At 64.7% G+C, this 15,265-nt stretch carries 15 protein-coding genes; 5 read left to right on the top strand and 10 right to left on the bottom strand.

Annotated features, from left to right (window positions below):
* The first annotated feature begins 140 nt into the window (after nucleotides 1–140).
* A complete protein-coding gene (locus tag ACU8HS_RS06540; RefSeq protein WP_113499277.1) occupies nucleotides 141–776 on the top strand; it encodes a YitT family protein in 636 nt (211 codons plus the stop codon).
* Nucleotides 777–874: 98 nt separating this feature from the next.
* Nucleotides 875–1,042, top strand: a complete 168-nt coding sequence (locus ACU8HS_RS06535) for a hypothetical protein (RefSeq protein WP_162702871.1) — start codon at nucleotides 875–877, stop codon at nucleotides 1,040–1,042.
* A 72-nt stretch (nucleotides 1,043–1,114) separates the two neighbouring features.
* Here the strand turns inward: ACU8HS_RS06535 and ACU8HS_RS06530 are convergent, their stop codons facing one another.
* Both ACU8HS_RS06530 and ACU8HS_RS06525 read right to left on the bottom strand, forming a co-directional pair.
* Nucleotides 1,115–1,576 (bottom strand): carboxymuconolactone decarboxylase family protein, encoded by a 462-nt coding sequence (locus tag ACU8HS_RS06530; RefSeq protein WP_112704536.1) that lies wholly within the window; start codon nucleotides 1,574–1,576, stop codon nucleotides 1,115–1,117.
* A 42-nt stretch (nucleotides 1,577–1,618) separates the two neighbouring features.
* Complete coding sequence (locus ACU8HS_RS06525; RefSeq protein WP_112753820.1) at nucleotides 1,619–2,119, bottom strand: RrF2 family transcriptional regulator; 501 nt, start codon at nucleotides 2,117–2,119, stop codon at nucleotides 1,619–1,621.
* A gap of 96 nt (nucleotides 2,120–2,215) precedes the next feature.
* On the opposite strand from ACU8HS_RS06525, the gene ACU8HS_RS06520 reads away from it, so the two are divergent.
* Nucleotides 2,216–4,726, top strand: a complete 2,511-nt coding sequence (locus ACU8HS_RS06520) for a ligase-associated DNA damage response DEXH box helicase (RefSeq protein WP_113413052.1) — start codon at nucleotides 2,216–2,218, stop codon at nucleotides 4,724–4,726.
* A gap of 22 nt (nucleotides 4,727–4,748) precedes the next feature.
* A complete protein-coding gene (pdeM, locus tag ACU8HS_RS06515; protein WP_112567055.1) occupies nucleotides 4,749–5,474 on the top strand; it encodes a ligase-associated DNA damage response endonuclease PdeM in 726 nt (241 codons plus the stop codon).
* Here pdeM and ACU8HS_RS06510 read toward each other — a convergent pair.
* Both ACU8HS_RS06510 and ACU8HS_RS06505 read right to left on the bottom strand, forming a co-directional pair.
* Entirely contained in the window at nucleotides 5,471–6,052 is a 582-nt protein-coding gene (locus ACU8HS_RS06510) for a transglycosylase SLT domain-containing protein (RefSeq protein ID WP_112754686.1), read from the bottom strand. The two genes, pdeM and ACU8HS_RS06510, sit on opposite strands and share 4 nt — an antisense overlap.
* Before the next feature lie 57 nt (nucleotides 6,053–6,109).
* Nucleotides 6,110–7,048: an alpha/beta hydrolase family protein gene (locus tag ACU8HS_RS06505; protein WP_447015631.1), complete on the bottom strand. Its 939-nt coding sequence runs from the start codon at nucleotides 7,046–7,048 to the stop codon at nucleotides 6,110–6,112.
* An 85-nt stretch (nucleotides 7,049–7,133) separates the two neighbouring features.
* Here ACU8HS_RS06505 and ACU8HS_RS06500 point away from each other — a divergent pair, with 85 nt between their 5' ends.
* Nucleotides 7,134–7,718, top strand: coding sequence for a TetR/AcrR family transcriptional regulator (locus ACU8HS_RS06500; RefSeq protein WP_447015630.1), 585 nt, complete (start codon nucleotides 7,134–7,136; stop codon nucleotides 7,716–7,718).
* Here ACU8HS_RS06500 and ACU8HS_RS06495 read toward each other — a convergent pair whose 3' ends face one another.
* From ACU8HS_RS06495 to ACU8HS_RS06470, 6 genes are all read right to left on the bottom strand, one after another.
* Entirely contained in the window at nucleotides 7,719–8,519 is an 801-nt protein-coding gene (locus tag ACU8HS_RS06495) for a TIGR02186 family protein (protein ID WP_112704541.1), read from the bottom strand. It abuts the gene before it with no gap.
* The gene (locus ACU8HS_RS06490) at nucleotides 8,519–9,442 is read right to left on the bottom strand and encodes a sulfite exporter TauE/SafE family protein (RefSeq protein ID WP_112567041.1); all 924 of its coding nucleotides are present in this window, start codon (nucleotides 9,440–9,442) and stop codon (nucleotides 8,519–8,521) included. The genes ACU8HS_RS06495 and ACU8HS_RS06490 overlap by 1 nt, the downstream gene beginning before the upstream one ends.
* A gap of 223 nt (nucleotides 9,443–9,665) precedes the next feature.
* Nucleotides 9,666–13,391, bottom strand: coding sequence for a peptidoglycan-binding protein (locus ACU8HS_RS06485; protein ID WP_447015629.1), 3,726 nt, complete (start codon nucleotides 13,389–13,391; stop codon nucleotides 9,666–9,668).
* A gap of 186 nt (nucleotides 13,392–13,577) precedes the next feature.
* Entirely contained in the window at nucleotides 13,578–13,781 is a 204-nt protein-coding gene (locus ACU8HS_RS06480) for a hypothetical protein (RefSeq protein ID WP_447015628.1), read from the bottom strand.
* Between the two features lie 16 nt (nucleotides 13,782–13,797).
* Complete coding sequence (locus ACU8HS_RS06475; RefSeq protein ID WP_113499266.1) at nucleotides 13,798–14,499, bottom strand: SDR family NAD(P)-dependent oxidoreductase; 702 nt, start codon at nucleotides 14,497–14,499, stop codon at nucleotides 13,798–13,800.
* A gap of 76 nt (nucleotides 14,500–14,575) precedes the next feature.
* Nucleotides 14,576–15,259, bottom strand: a complete 684-nt coding sequence (locus tag ACU8HS_RS06470) for a DNA-3-methyladenine glycosylase I (RefSeq protein ID WP_447015627.1) — start codon at nucleotides 15,257–15,259, stop codon at nucleotides 14,576–14,578.
* Between the last annotated feature and the right edge of the window lie 6 nt (nucleotides 15,260–15,265).

Raw genomic sequence — 15,265 nt, 5'->3', positions numbered from 1 at the left:
CGCGTAACCGGAAAAGCCCTGATAATCCGGCCATTCCGCGAGCAGGCGACGCACCTTCCAGGTGCCGTACGCGCCGCATCCACCCGTCTATTTCCTCTCCCTCCGGCCTGCCCGGAACAGCCGCTATCGGAGATCGCGACATGAGCCAGCTCATCAGTGCCCTCGGTTTCTGGAACACCACCGCCACGCGCCACACGCCGGTCGAGGATGTGCAGGGCATATTCTCCGGCAGCCTCGTTTCCGCGCTCGGCCTTTACGTCCTTGCCAGCGCCGGCCTTCTGACAGGCAGCACCGCCGGTATCGCCTTCCTGCTGCATTACGCCTTCGGCGTGAATTTCGGCCTTGGCTTCTTCCTGCTCAACCTGCCCTTCTTCTATCTTTCGTGGAAGCGGCTCGGCCTGGCCTTCACGACCAAGACCTTCGTCGCCATCGGCCTGACCTCGGCGCTGACCAGCCTGCAGCCGAAGGTCATGGAGATTGCCGCGATCCATCCGGCCTGGGCGGCCCTTCTCGGCGGTCTGCTGCTCGGCTTCGGCCTTCTGGCGCTTTATCGCCACCGCGCCAGCCTCGGCGGCGTCGGCATTCTCGGCATCTACATGCAGCAGCGTTTCGGCATCCGCGCCGGCCTCGTGCAGCTTGCCATCGACATGTGCGTGCTGGCCGCCGCCTTCTTCGTCACCACGCCGCCGGTCGTCTTCTATTCGGTGCTCGGCGCGGTCGTCCTCAACCTGTTCGTGGCGATCAACCACCGTGCCGATCGTTACATCGCCCTCTAACCTTACAAAACCGTAAGCCCTTCTGAACAAAACGTAACTTGCCTGTGATCGGTCCTGGCGCGAGACTTTTTCCCGCGCCGGATATGATGAGGTAAGCTATGTCGGATTTGGAAAAGCTTGTCAGACGCCGCATGCAGGAAGAATACGCCAGAGGCGCTTCCGCAGAGGAAATCGCCAAAGTCGTGCGCGGCATATTCAACAGCATCGACCTCTCGGGCAAATGGCCTGAAGCCGCTGCCGTCAGGGCCACCGCAGAGCGCGAGTGACCATATATTCAACCGACCCGATCGGTTTCGGGTCGGTCGCCGGGATCAGATCCCTCCGTCAGCAGGTCGCCGTCAGGCCGCCTTCTGCGGCGCATCGACCGGATGCTGGCTGCGGAAGCCGACGGCCAGCCGGTTCCAGATATTGATCGTGCCGATCGCAACGGTGATCTTGGTCATTTCCTCTTCGGAAAAATGCGCCTTGAGCGCTTCGTAATCGGCATCCGGCGCACCGGTTTCGGCGATCTTCGTCACCGCATCGACCCAGCCGAGCAGGGCACGTTCGCGGGCGTCGTAAACGGGCGATTCCCGCCATACGCACATCAGGTTGATCCACTGTTCGGAAAGTCCGTGATGGCGGGCTTCCTTCGAGTGCATGTCGACGCAATAGGCGCAGCCGTTGATCTGCGAGGCGCGAAGCTTGATCAGGTGAATGAAGCGCTTGTCCAGTCCGCTTTCCTGGACATATTGCTCCAGTGCGGCGACGGCCTTGTAGGCATCCGGGGCGGCTTTGCCGAAGTTGAAACGTGCTTGCATCGTAGTCTCCTTGGGTTGGGTTGGGTTGGGTTGTGGCGCGGCTCAGCGAGCCGCCCTTCTCTCGTGCATGTCCATGAAAGCGCAGCCTCTGGCGGCGATGCCGCCGTCGTCATCCGCGGAAAGTTCGGCCAGGATATCGGCGATGCTGGTAGCGGCGAGTTCGGCACGGTAGGCGCGCTCGGCCCGCATCATCGCGGCACTGACCTGGCATGGTTTGGTGAAGTAGCGCTGCGGCAGCGGGTTCGGCCCGCGCTGGCGGATCTCCGAACAGCGGAACGCTGGCGCCGGTCCCTCGATAGCCAGCACGATATCGAGCAGCGAGATATCCTCCGGCTTCTTCGCCAGCCGGTAGCCGCCCCTCGGCCCCGGCACCGTCTCCAGAATCCCGGCGCCGGAGAGCGCCTGAAGGTGTTTCAGCAGGTAGCTCGTCGACACGCCGTGGAACTCGGCAAGCGCTGCCGCCGAGAGCACGCCGCCCTCGGAAAGGCCCGAGAGGACCGCCACGCAATGAATGCCCTGTTCGACACCGTCACCAAGCTTCACATCTCGCCTCCTCTAATCATGGATATTATTTATCCACGATTATTGCCGCGAGTCAATAGCGCTTCTCTTCGTCGTCGTTTGAACTACATTTGCCGCGTGGATCAGATCGAAGCCGACCTCAGCCTTGCCTTGCCCGCCCCCTTCCTCCGCTGGTTTGCGGAAAAGGGCTGGCGCCCGCGCGCCCATCAGCTCGAACTGCTGGCCCGCGCCGAGGCCGGCGAGAGCACGCTGCTGATCGCGCCGACGGGTGCGGGCAAGACGCTTGCCGGTTTCCTGCCCTCGCTGACCGACCTCACCCGCCGCGGCAAGATCCCGCCGGGTTCGGCCTTCACCGGCATCCATACGCTCTACATCTCGCCGCTGAAGGCGCTGGCCGTCGATATCGAGCGCAACCTGACGAAACCCGTCGCCGAAATGGGCCTGCCGATCTCGATCGAAAACCGCACCGGCGACACGCCGAACGCCAAGCGCCAGCGCCAGAAGCTGAACCCGCCGGATATTTTGCTGACGACGCCCGAACAGGTCGCCCTTCTGCTGGCAAACCGGGAAGCCGAGCGCTTCTTCAAGGATCTGAAATACGTCATCTTCGACGAGCTGCATTCGCTCGTCACCTCCAAGCGCGGCCATATGCTCTCGCTCGGCCTTGCCCGGCTGCGCCGTCTGGCGCCCGATCTCAAGACCATCGGCCTCTCAGCCACCGTTGCCGAGCCGATGGACCTGCAGAAATGGCTGGTGGCGCAGCAGGAGGGCAGGGACAACCATGCCGGCCTCGTGCTCGTCGAAGGCGGCGCCAAGCCCGATATTTCCATTCTCGATACGGAAGAACGCATCCCCTGGTCCGGCCATGCCGCCAGATATGCGATCCCGGACGTCTACCGAAAGCTCATCGACCACAAGACGACGCTGCTCTTCGTCAACACCCGCTCGCAGGCCGAGATGCTGTTTCAGGAACTGTGGACGGTCAACGAGGAGAACCTGCCGATCGCACTCCATCACGGCTCCCTCGATGTCGCCCAGCGCCGCAAGGTGGAAGCCGCCATGGCCGCGAACCGTCTGCGCGCCGTCGTCGCCACCTCCACCCTCGATCTCGGCATCGACTGGGGCGACGTCGATCTCGTCATCCATGTCGGCGCACCCAAGGGCGCCTCGCGTCTGGCCCAGCGCATCGGCCGCGCCAACCACCGCATGGACGAGCCCTCGAAGGCGATCCTCGTTCCCGCCAACCGTTTCGAGGTCATGGAGTGCCAGGCAGCGCTCGACGCGAATTATATCGGCGCGCAGGACACGCCGCCCGTCGGGCGCGGCGGGCTCGATGTTCTCGCCCAGCACATTCTCGGCATGGCCTGCGCCGAACCTTTCGACATGCTGGAGCTGCATGACGAGATCACCAGCGCCTTGCCCTATGCCGATCTTTCCTGGGAGACCTTCGAGCGCGTCGTCGATTTCGTCGCGACCGGCGGTTATGCGCTGCGCACCTACGAACGCTACGCCCGCATCCGCAAGACCAGGGAGGGTCGCTGGCGCGTCTCCAATCCGCAGGTCGCCCAGCAATATCGCCTCAACCTCGGCACGATCGTCGAAGACCCGATGCTGAACATCCGCATGGCCAAGCGCGGCGAGGGCGGCAGGCTCGGCCGTCCCGGCGCTGTACTCGGCAAGGTCGAGGAATATTTCCTCGAACAGCTCGCTCCGGGCGACACATTCATCTTCTCCGGCAAGGTGCTGCGCTTCGAAGGCATCAGGGAAAACGAGGCGCTGGTCAGCCAGGCCTATTCCTTCGATCCGAAAATCCCCTCCTATGCCGGCGGCAAGTTCCCGCTCTCGACCTATCTCGCCGATCAGGTGCGCTCGATGCTTGATGATCCCGACCGCTGGCATCGCCTGCCGGACCAGGTGCGCGACTGGCTGTCGCTGCAGAAGGAAAAGTCGCTGCTGCCGAAGCGCGACGAGCTGCTGATCGAGACATTCCCGCGCGGCAGCCGCGGCTACATGGTCATCTATCCCTTCGAGGGCCGGCTTGCGCACCAGACGCTCGGCATGCTGCTCACCCGCCGGCTGGACAGGGCAGGGGCCAAACCGCTGGGCTTCGTCGCCACCGATTATTCGCTCGCCATCTGGGGTCTGGAGGATCTCGGCCTGATGATCGCCAATGGCGGCTTAAGCCTTTCCGATCTCTTCGACGAGGACATGCTCGGCGACGATCTGGAATCCTGGCTGAACGAATCCTTCCTCCTGAAGCGCACCTTCCGCAATTGCGCCGTCATTGCCGGCTTGATCGAGCGGCGCCATCCGGGCAAGGAAAAGACCGGCCGCCAGGTCACCGTGTCAGCCGACCTGATCTATGACGTGCTGCGCACCCACGAGCCAGACCATATCCTGCTGCAGGCGACACGGCAGGATGCCGCGACCGGTCTTTTGGATATTTCCCGCCTTGGCGATATGCTGAGACGAATCAGGGGCCACATCACCCACCGGGCGCTGGATCATATTTCACCGCTCGCCGTGCCGGTCATGCTGGAAATCGGCAAGGAATCGGTGCCGGGTCAGGCCCATGACGCGCTGCTGGCCGAGGCCGCCGACGACCTGATCGCCGAGGCGATGGCCTGAATCTATTGGGAATACGAGAGTGATGAACCGCCTGGCGCTCGCGCGCGACATGACCAGCCTTGCCGCAATACCGGGCGTCGAAACCGCCGTTCACGGTGTCGCCGCCGTCTGCGATCCGCTCGGCGCCCTCTACCTGCCGGATGCCGGCATTCTCGTCGTTTCCGACCTGCATCTGGAAAAGGGCGCGGCCTACGCCCGCCGCGGCATGATGCTGCCGCCTTACGACACGCTGGCGACACTGACCGTGCTCGCCGCCGTCGTCTCCCGCTACGATCCGAGGATCGTCATATCGCTTGGTGACAATTTCCACGACCGCGTCGGCTCCGAACATCTGCCGGAAGCCTTCCGCACGCTGATCGTCGAAATGGCCCGCGGCCGCGAATGGATCTGGATCAACGGCAATCACGATCCCGACGGCACGGTCGACCTGCCCGGCACCTGCTCGGACGAACTCTTCCATGCCGGCCTGACCTTCCGCCACGAGCCGCGCGACGGGCTGCAGAAGGGCGAGATCGCCGGCCATCTGCATCCGGCCGCCACCGTCCGCCGTCGCGAAAAATCCGTCCGCCGTCCGTGCTTTGCCACCGACGGCGCCCGCCTGCTGATGCCGGCCTTCGGCGTCATGAGCGGCGGTCTCGACCTCGGCCACACGGCGATGAAAGGCCTGTTCGACAAGGCCTCGCTGGTTGCCCATCTGCTCGGCCGCGACCGGATTTACTCCGTTCGTTACGGCAATCTGCGCGGCTAGTTACATCCCTGCAACTGCTGCTGATAGGTGCCGGCCATGCGGGCAAACTTCTGCGCCGTCTGCTGCAGCTGGCCGTTGCTGCGCCAGTCGCCGCGCTTGTAGCCGGTCGGGCCGGAATAATAGGCGAGGTAGAGATTGTAGGCGTCGTTGAGCGGAATGCCGGTCGCCTGGGCGTTGCTGTAATGGTACCAGCCGATGAAATCGATCGCGTCGGCAAAATTGGTGCGGCTTGCCGACCAGTTGCCGGTTTCGGACTGGTAGTGATCCCAGGTTCCGTTCAGCGCCTGCGAATAACCATAGGCGGTCGAGGGTCGCGTCCACGGAATGAAGCCGAAGAGTTTGGTGCGCGGCGGGCGCGCATAGGGCTGGAAGCCGGATTCGACATACATGGTCGCCATCAGGATCGGCACCGGCACGCCGTATTTCTTTTCCGTGCGCTCGGCAGCTCCCTGCCAGCTGGTGAAGAGACCATCCTTCTGGTCGAACACGGCGCAGATATTGCGCGTCTGGCGCGGCGCTGTCGCGCAGCCCGCAAGCAGGGCCAGCCCGACGACCGCAAGCACGGTACGAGTACGCATGATACAAACCTCTCGTTTCCGAGAGATTACTAACTCGTAAACGTTAAAGAGCGGTTTTTATGCGAATGCGAGATGTTCCGACGGTTTTTTGTGAGGCCAGGGATTCGCCCCGTCCCTGAGCCAGAGCAAACTGTCGAGCCAGAAGCCGGCGGCATGGCGCGCGTGAAAGAGATCGAAATGCCCGATCCGCGCAAATCCGAGATCGTCTGGCGCAAGCAGCACCTCCTCCACCTGGGCGTTGCGATAGTGGGAAAGGCCGCGGCGAACGGCCCGCACGGTCGCAATCCCGTCATCGGTGACGGTGAGGCTGAGGATCGGCGCATGAAAAGTCTCGAAGGATCTTGAGGCATCCGTTTTTGCTGCCGAACGAGGACCGTTCCATCGCCGCTGCAATGCCCAGTCCAGCGCCACGCCCTTCGGCAGGTCCTCAAGCCAGCCGAGAGACCGTCCGGGAAAGTAGCCTGTCAGCAAGGTCATCGCCGGCATGAGCAGGTGCCATTTTACGAACAGCCGCCGGCGATGCGCCGGGGCGTAGTCCCGCCAGTTCCCATATTGCGCGCCGACCGCCAGCATCCGGGCAACACGGCCGGCATGCGCTGAAAGGCCGGGCAGGAAGCCGCCGATACTGTGGCCGACGACAAGAAGCTCTTGGCCGGGCCTTAGAGCCTCCATGAACAGCAGCGCCGCATCGAAGTCCCGCTCGCCCCAGTCGCGCCAGCGATAACCGCAGCCGCGCAGCCGTTCCGGGCGCGACTGGCCGATACCTCTGTAATCGTAGGTCAGCACGTCGAAGCCGTGCTCGGCGAGAAAGCGCGCATAGTAGTGGTAGTAGCGGGCCGCGACCCCGGTCGCCGGGTTGATGACCACGCTGCCGCTGCTCGGTCCGACGGCACTCCAGAGGTGGCCGCCAAGCGCCACGCCGTCACGACAGCCGATCACGACAGCATCCGCTTCCCGCCCAAGATCGCTCTTCCTGCCTTTGCTGCCTGCCGGCATGGCTGCTTCCTTTGTTCTGGTTTGACAAGCACGGTAGGCGGCATTGCGCGTTGATGACACTCACTAGTCGGTATACATTGCCGTCATGGCAAGAAACGCATCCGACACGCGCGAGCGCATCGTCGCCGCCGCCGCCAAGCTCTTCTACAGCGAGGGCATCCGTGCCGTCAGCGTCGATGCCGTGGCCGAGAAGGCCGATGTCACCAAGCGCACCCTCTACTATCATTTCGACAGCAAGGACGATCTGATCGCCGCCTATCTGGAGACCCGCGACCAGCCCAATCTTGCGGTCTACCGCCGCTGGTTTGCCGAGACGGATGGCGACCTGCCGGTGAAGGTGAAGGGCATTTTCGATCAACTGGCCCGCTCGGCCCGGCATCCGAAATGGAAGGGCTGCGGATATCTCAGAACATCGGCCGAACTTGCCAACATGCCCGGCCATCCCGCCATCAAGGTCGGTGCCGCGCACAAGAAAAATGTCGAAAAGTGGCTGGCATCTCTCTTCGAGGAAAAACATTTCGCCGAGCCGGCAAAGCTCGCCCGCCAGATCGTCCTGCTGCTTGACGGCTGCTTTGCCGCCGTGCTCCTGCATCGCGATCCGACCTATATGGAAACGGCCGGAGAAGCGGCCGCAACGCTTGTCGCCGCGGCGATGAGGAAGGCGAAATGATCAATCCTTGCGGAAGATCAGGCTGGCGCCCCATCCGGTCAGCACGGCCAGCAGCACGGCGAAAAAGCCGTAGAAAATCGGCTGCTCATGCGCCGCATCGGTGATCGTCTGCTCGATGCCGGTCTTGATGACGCGCAGCGGCTGCGATTTCTGGGTCACGAACTTGCCGCTCTTGAAGAGATAGGCGCGCACCGTATGCACGCCGTTCGGAATATTGGCGGGCAGCCGCAGGCTTGCCTTGAACAGGTTGGAGGAGACGAAGCGAACGCCGCTCGGATCGCGCTCGTAGAGCCCGCCTGACTGCTGTATGCGCCGGAAGGAGGCGCGGAATTCGTTGAGACTGTTGAAGTTGCCGGTAAAATCGATCGGTCGCAGCGGAATATGGTCGATGCCGATACCCTCTCCGGTCAGGTCGAGCGGCGTCGTGATGTCGTCGATGGAACGCGAACTCGACATCGAATAGGAATGCGGTACCTCGGCAAAGGTCATCGACGTGGTATTGATCCAGATGCCGAAGACCCGTTCCTTCCTGCGCACAGTGGCGTCCACGCGCGGACCTTCCAGAACCACGACGACGTCATACTGGCCGATGGCAAGCAGAAGGTCGTCCGTATTGGTCACGGCCCCGAAAATCGTCAGGTCCGCGCCGCGAAAATCGGATGTGATGGCGATCTCGCTGGTGGACGTGCCGATTTCCAGCCCCTCGCGCTCGGCCTGCGTCGTTCCCTGTCCGGGCAGCAGCACCTGGCCCGCGGCGGCGGCAGGCATGAGAAGGGCAAGGATCAGCAGGAGCCGAAACATCAGTTCCCCACTCCCATCACCACCGAATAGATATCCTCCGGCGTCACCACCAGCGCGACGGCAAGGCGCAGGCCGACGGCAAGGACCAGCAGGCCGAGGAGGGCGCGCAGCTGCTCGCCGCGCAGCCGCTGGCCGACGCGCACGCCGTATTGTGCGCCGATGACGCCGGCGAGCATCAGGAAGAAGGCAAGCACGATATCGACGGAATAGTTGGTCGCCGCCTGCACGATCGTCGTATAGGCGGTCACGAAGATGATCTGGAAGAGCGAGGTTCCGACGACCACGTTGGTCGGGATGCGCAGCAGGTAGATCATCGCCGGCACCATGATGAAACCGCCGCCCACGCCCATGACCGAGGTCAGGATGCCGATGGCAAAGCCGAGCGCCACGATGGGGATGACCGACAGAAAGATCTTCGATTTCTTGAACCGCATTTTGAGCGGCAGCTTGTGGACCCAGTGCTGATGGCCGGGCCGGCGCGGGGCGGGCGCTTCGTTGCGGGCCGCGCGGCGCATGGCGTTGACGCTCTCCCACAGCATCAGCCCGCCGACAGTGCCAAGGAAGACGACGTAAAGCAGCGAGATGAACAGGTCGAGCTGGCCGATGGAGCGCAGCAGCGAGAAGATCCAGATACCGACCGTCGCGCCCGAAAGGCCGCCGACCAGCAGCACCGAACCGAGCTTCACATCCAGCGTGCCGCGCCGGAAATGCGTGATCGCCCCCGATATCGAGGAAGCCACCACCTGGTTGGCGCCGGTCGCCACGGCAACGACCGGAGGAATATTGTAGAAGATCAGGAGCGGCGTGATCAGGAAGCCGCCGCCGACGCCGAACATGCCGGACAGGAAGCCGACGGCAGCCCCCATGCCGAGGATGATGAAGATGTTCACCGACAATTCTGCGATGGGCAGATAGATTGTCACAGCCGACCCCGATTATCGCCGCGCCCGCCGCGGCGGCCCGTCTCACGTCCCCGTTCGAATGGCGCATCCTACTGTGAAATCGTTGCCAGAGGCTTTCGAAGGAAAAAGCGCGATCAGCCGGATGCAGGCTCCGATATGTCCCGCATAATCCGGCTTTTTTCAGGTTTTGTGACACGCGGCCCGAAAAGGCCGAAAGCCCGGCGGCAGGGGCCGCCAGGCGAAATCAGATGGCCTTGGCGCCCGGCTTGTTGCGCTCCAGCAGCGCCTTGACCGTCTCGTCGTTGACCTTGCCGGTCGGCTCCTGGCCGATCGATTTCTGGAAGTTCTTGATGGCGGTCACGGTCTTGGCGCCCATTTCCCCATCCGGCGGGCCGGCGTCGAAGCCGTTGTTGTTGAGGATCGCCTGGATGTTGCGGATCGCCTTCTTCATGTCCACGGTCGCCGTCTTCGGCGCGGCGCCGCTTGCCCATGCGTCGGGGATCTCGACGCCGTTCGCCTTGTTGTCGAGCGGCTGCGGCTTCCAGAGGTCGGCCTTGGCGCGGGCGCGCTCCAGCTGGTCCGGCTTCATGGCGTTCGCCACTTCGTCGCGCTTCTGGGCGGCATCCTTGTCGCCGGATTTGGCGGCGATCGCAAACCACTTGTAGGATTCTTCCAGATCGGCCGGCACGCCGTTGCCGCGGGCGCACAGGATGGCAAGGTTGAACTGGCTGTCGGTAATGCCGAGATCCGCCGCCTTCTGGAACCAGGAGGCCGCCGTCGCATAATCCTGCTGGCCGAGCGCGCCGGACGCGTAGAGCACGGCGAGATTGTGCATCGCGCTGGCATTGCCCTGGCCGGCGGCCTGTTCGTAGAGGCCCTTGGCCTTCTGCACGTCGCGCTCGACGCCGTTGCCCTTCTCGTACATGCTGCCGAGGCGGTACTGCGCCGGCGCAAAACCCTTGTCGGCCGAAAGCTGGTACCAGCTTGCCGCCTGTTTCTGGTCGGCGGCAAGGCCGTTGCGGCCTTCGGTATAACGGGCGCCGATCTCGAAGAGCGCCAGCGCATCACCGTTGCGCGCCGCGTCGGCGAGCGGCAGCGGCTGGATCGTGTCGGGAACGATGATCGCGGCGGTCGTCGAGGCAGCCGGCGTCACCGCCGGTTCGGCAGGCGTGCTCGGAACGAAGCCGGAGGCATCCTGCACCGGTGCCTGGGCGAAGCCTTCCGCGCCTTCGCCGTCGAGCGGCGCGGCATCGGTCAGGTGGTCGGTCGCGGCGGGAGCCGTTGGCGCCGGCGCGCTTGCCGGTGCCTCGGCGGCCGTCTCCGGTGCGGATGCGACCGGTGCGACCGGTGCGACCGGAGCCGGCGCTGCCATATTGGCCTGCGGCGTTTCCGTGGCTCCCGTCAGGGCAGAAACCTCGGCCGGCGGCGGCGCTTTCTGTCCCGATGTCAGCGTGCGGGCAAGCGGGAAAGCCATGATGGCAAGCAGTACGGCGCCGACGGCAAGCAGGATCGGCCGGCGGAAGCGCGAAAAGGCACTGCCCTTGCCGGCGGCCTTCTCGGGCTTGGCGGCACGGCGTTCGGCGCGCGTCGCGGGCTTGGCGTTGCTGTCGATTTCCATCGCGGCGGCCTGCGCGGCCCGGCGCGCGGCGGCGATATAGTCCGCCCGGTCGTTCTCTGTGGCCGCCTTGGCGCGCTGGGCGTTCTGGCTGGCGCGCACGCGCTCCAGGATCTTCTTCACGTCGGGCGCGCCCGAACCCGGTTCCAGGAGCTCGTTTGCGGCCTCGGCCGGCACCACGTCGACGGGATCGATCGAGGGGGCGGGATCGATGACCGGGCGCTCGGCGGCGGCCTTCTTTTCTTCCGCCTTGCGCGACGGCATCAGCTTGCGGCCAAGGCTGGCGAGCAGACTGCCCCTGGCGGGAACGACCGGCTTGTCCGGCTGGCTGGTGGCTTCGATGGCGATCGCGCTGGTGCTGTCCGTCAGTGCCGGCTCCGGCATGCGGGCCGGCGCTTCCTCGGCGATATCGGCCGTGCGCAGCACTGGCGAAGCCTTGGGGGCCTGCATCACGGCTGCCTTGGCCGGTTCCCGGCCGGCATCCACCAGCGCATAGGGATCGACGTTGAAATCGACATCGGCCGCCGGCATCCGGGCAGCGGGACGCACCCGCTCCTCCATCGTGTCCAGCCGGTCGGCAATATGCACCAGCGTCTCGTGCAGGGCCTGGAAAGTCTTGTGGGTGCGCTCTTCGCTGTCGCGGCTCAGATCCTCGAGATGGCGCAGGTCTTCCGCAAGCGCGACGAGGGCCGACATGTCGGCGGCGGCCGGTGCCGCGCCCTGTGCCGCGCCGTTGCGGGAATAGGCGTCGACCACGGCTTCCGCCGCCTGTCGCGCCGCCTCGATAATATATTCGTCGTTGGTGGCGATATAATCTTCGATCGCGCCCATGCGGCGGTCGAGATCGGCGGATACTTCCGCATTTTCGCGCGGCGCGTTCAGGAGTTCGGAGAGATTGGCGATCTGGTCTTCGAGGTTCTTCAGCGCGCGCGTATCGGTCGGCGGTGCCGCCGTGCTTTCTTCCAGCCGCGCGGCGATGTCGCTGAGCCGGCCTTCGAGACGCTGAAAGGCGCCGTCGTCGATGACCGGCGCGGGCGCCGGGCGGATTTCCATCTCGTCGATGCGGCGTGCGAGATAGTCGAGCCGCTTGGCGAGGGCATCGTTGACCGAGCCGCTTTCGAGCGCATCGATCTTGCGGGAAATGTCGGAAAGCGCACCGGTCAGGTCCGGCTGCGGCGCCGCCCTCTGCGTGCGCTCGAGCAGGTAGGAAAGATGTTCCAGCCGCTCGTCCAGCCGTGAGGTCGCTTCCGCCTTGGCGAGGTCTTCGACGCGCGCCGTCAGCGCTTCCAGCCGGCCTGCCATTTCGTCTGCCGGGTTGGGCCGGCTCGAGGCAGCCCGCCCCATCAGCTCGATCTGGTCGCCGAGCGCGGAAAGGCGGCTCTCCAGCCGCTGTATCAGCGCCGGGTCGGTGCCGCCGGAGGTCCGTCCGCTGGCGGCGATCGCGCGGCTGATCTCGTCGAGCCTGATATCCATGGCGGCGAACTGCTCGGACATGATCCGGTCGTGCGGCTGGATCAGGTTGCCGAACTGCTCGACGGCGGAGGCGATGGTGATGAGCTTGTCTTCCAGCGCCTGCACGGCCGGGCTTTCGCCCATGCCGCCGAGATGCCGCTTGATGTCGTCGAGCCGGTAGGCGAGCGAGACCAGCTCTTCCTGCAGGCCGGCCGTGTCGAGGTCCGCCAGGCGGTTTTCCACGCTGTCCCAGCGCCGCTCCAGGTGGCGCATCGAATCCTCGCGCGCCAGCCCGTCCATCAGCGAGCGCAACTCCTCGAATTCGTCGCGCAGGCCGCTCGCCTCCGGTCCGGCGGAGCGGCTGGTAAGCTGCGCGATGCTCTGCGACAGGCGGCCCATATCGGCGCGGATGTCGTCGGCGAAATGCCGGTCCTGCGCGCTCGCCTTGATCTCGCGCAATTCGCTGCGCAGCGCATTCATTTCGCGCGTGACGCCTTCGGAAATGTCGCGCTTCAGGTCCTGCCGCAGGTTGACGAGCGCCTGGGCGATTTCGGTCATCGTGTCGTCGGAGCCACGGAAAGCGGCAGCGGCCGGCTGCGGTGCCGCGGCGTGCTGCGGGGCGGGCGTGCGGGCCGGTTCGCGCGTATAGGCGCGCTCGCGATTGTCTCTGCCGGCGTCGAGCGCGCGCTGGCGCTGGCGGATTTCCGCAAGCGGATCGGCTGCGCGCGGGCTATAGGAACCGGCGTAGGGATCACGGTCCGGCACCGGATTGCGCGGCCGCTGTTCGCGCCCGCTGCCCATCAGGCCTTCGATCCGCGCTTCCAGCCCTTCGATCGTGCGGTTCAACGCGTCGAGCGAGGTCCTGTCGGAATGCCGGGAAGAATGTGATCGCGATCCGTTCATGTTCTTGCTCGCTTCGATTGCCCGGTCCGGGCCAGATCATTGCCTTCGTCCGAAGCGCACCGGGGTACACGTCGGAGAGCGCCGTACATAAGGAAATAATCAATTAGACTTTCCTCAATCTGGACGGACTGTTGGCGGCACTCCTGAAACGCGAGACAGGAAAAAAGGAACGCAGATCGCCAATGCTCACCGCGCACCTTTTACGAAACGTGGTAAAGAACTCGTTAACCCGGATGAGAAATTTTTAACTTTTGCTATTTCGGGCCGGTTTTGCGCGCGAAACTCGACCTTCATCCGGTCCAGGCGCGGCATCGTCCCCTGCCAATCTGTCGGGGCGACATCGATCCAATCGCTTCGGCTGCGCTCGCGAAAGCGGATCTGCGGCGCCATGCGCAGTATCGGGGGATCAGAAATTCTCGGTCCAGGGCCGCAATTCCACTTCCTGCGACCAGGCGCTGCGGTGCTGCAGCAGAACGTCGATATAGGATTGGGCGATTGCGTCGGGCGAAAGCGTGCCGTCGGGCCTGTCTTCCCGGTCGGGTCTGGTCGTCGACCGCACGGCGCCGTCGATGATGAAATGCGCCACATGGATGCCGAGCGGCCCCAACTCGCGGGCCGCACTCTGCGCCAGGCCGCGCAGCGCGAATTTGCCCATCGCGAAGGGTGCCGACTGCGCAAAACCCTTGACGCTGGCCGTCGCCCCCGTCAGCAGGATCGCGCCGCGCCCATGCGGGATCATCCGCCTTGCCGCCTGCTGCGCAACGAGGAAGCCGCCGAAGGCGCTCGTGGCGATCGCCTGCTGAACCTCCGCGGGGTCAAGCTCGGCAATCGGTCCGCGCAACCGTCCGCTGGCATTGTAGATCACCACGTCGGGCTCGCCGATTTCGGCATCGACACGCTCGAACAGGGCCGAGACCGCCGCCGGCTGCGCGGCGTCGGTGGCAAAGGCCCTGGCCCCGGTCTCGTCGAGCAGCGGCCCGAGCTTGCCGATATTGCGCGCCGCAAGCCCGACCTTCACGCCGCGTTCCGAAAGCGCGCGGGCAAGCGAGCCGCTGATGCCGGAACCGGCGCCGACGATGAGCGCGCTGCGATAGGGAAACTCGGCCATGATCTTCTCCTTGGGATGAACCTTCCGGAGAGGTAGGCAGTCGCGGTGGCTCAAAAAACCGCCCGCCGCAAATTTTTCACGCTTGCGGCGCGTCGATCGAAAGCCCGCAGATGCGTGAGAGGTGCGCGAGCGGCAGCCCCGTTTCCCCGGCCCAGCGGTTGAACGTCTGCTGGATCAGTTGCTGGTCCTTCTTGCCGGTCCCGGACGCCGAAAGCGGCACGCCCGCATCCCTGAGGCAGGCCAGCACGTCCGTCGTCATGATGAAGCCGTCGCGGCCGATGCCGCGCAGGAAATATTGTCCTGTCGCCCCGCCGAGCCGGTTGCCGCGTTTGCTGAGCACCTCGAGCAGGCCGATATGATCCTCGCGCGGCCAGTCCGCGAAAAAGGCGCCGGCGCTGCCGGCCTCGTTCGCCAGTTCGCGCACGAAGGCGGCGTTGGCGCGCACCGACATGATCTTCGCGCCGTTTTTGACGATGCGGTCGTCGCTGGTCAGGTCGTGCCAGAACTCGTCGGGAGCGATGTTGAGGGCGGCAGGATCGAAGCCTTCGAAAGCCTCTTCGAAGCCCGGCCATTTATTGTCGATGACCTTGTGTACGAAGCCGCTGTAGAAGATCCGCCGCGTCATCTGCGAAAGAATGCGGTCGTCGGGCAGCGCGCGCAGCGCATCATGGTCCGGCTGGGCGGGCAGCATCGCCTTCAGCGCGTCGGCACCGCCTTTTCTCTGCTCGGCGCGCTTGCGGATAGTGTCGAAATCGCTCAAGGCTCG

The organism is Rhizobium sp. KDH_Rht_773_N (assembly GCF_052946295.1).
Note: the sequence above shows the minus strand (reverse complement) of the source record. Positions and strands in the feature narration are given on the sequence as shown.

Coding starts and splice junctions, on each gene's coding strand:
- ACU8HS_RS06540 (WP_113499277.1), top strand. CDS start 141: ATGAGCCAGCTCATCAGTGCCCTCGGTTTCTGGAACACCACCGCCACG.
- ACU8HS_RS06535 (WP_162702871.1), top strand. CDS start 875: ATGTCGGATTTGGAAAAGCTTGTCAGACGCCGCATGCAGGAAGAATAC.
- ACU8HS_RS06530 (WP_112704536.1), bottom strand. CDS start 1,576: ATGCAAGCACGTTTCAACTTCGGCAAAGCCGCCCCGGATGCCTACAAG.
- pdeM (WP_112567055.1), top strand. CDS start 4,749: ATGAACCGCCTGGCGCTCGCGCGCGACATGACCAGCCTTGCCGCAATA.
- ACU8HS_RS06510 (WP_112754686.1), bottom strand. CDS start 6,052: ATGCGTACTCGTACCGTGCTTGCGGTCGTCGGGCTGGCCCTGCTTGCG.
- ACU8HS_RS06505 (WP_447015631.1), bottom strand. CDS start 7,048: ATGCCGGCAGGCAGCAAAGGCAGGAAGAGCGATCTTGGGCGGGAAGCG.
- ACU8HS_RS06500 (WP_447015630.1), top strand. CDS start 7,134: ATGGCAAGAAACGCATCCGACACGCGCGAGCGCATCGTCGCCGCCGCC.
- ACU8HS_RS06495 (WP_112704541.1), bottom strand. CDS start 8,519: ATGTTTCGGCTCCTGCTGATCCTTGCCCTTCTCATGCCTGCCGCCGCC.
- ACU8HS_RS06485 (WP_447015629.1), bottom strand. CDS start 13,391: ATGAACGGATCGCGATCACATTCTTCCCGGCATTCCGACAGGACCTCG.
- ACU8HS_RS06480 (WP_447015628.1), bottom strand. CDS start 13,781: ATGGCGCCGCAGATCCGCTTTCGCGAGCGCAGCCGAAGCGATTGGATC.
- ACU8HS_RS06475 (WP_113499266.1), bottom strand. CDS start 14,499: ATGGCCGAGTTTCCCTATCGCAGCGCGCTCATCGTCGGCGCCGGTTCC.